This is a genomic window from Monashia sp. HAY1-2A, assembly GCF_056755315.1.
Map to the genome: position 1 here is coordinate 1 of NZ_JBNDHY010000588.1, position 251 is coordinate 251.

Here is a 251-nt window from a genome sequence, read left to right on the forward strand (position 1 = left end):
CCCGGAAGGCTCGACGGTCGCCACCGACCTCGTGCACGGCGGCACCGCGAAGTACGCCGGCTCCCCGAGTGAGGCCGGCTGGTCGCTCACCGACAGCTCCTACCGACCGGCGACCGACGTCTTCAGCATCCAGATCTGGTTCACGACCGCGGTGGGAGGTGGGCGCCTCCTCGGGTTCAGCTCGTCGCCCAGAGGGCCCTCGCTCTTTCACGACCGCCAGTTGTTCCTCACAGATGACGGCAGGCTGGTGT

General features: G+C 68.5%; 1 pseudogene. It reads left to right on the top strand.

Annotated elements, in window-relative coordinates:
• Positions 1-251 (top strand): annotated as a pseudogene (locus ACPYOM_RS23160) (sigma-70 family RNA polymerase sigma factor); the annotation flags it as partial.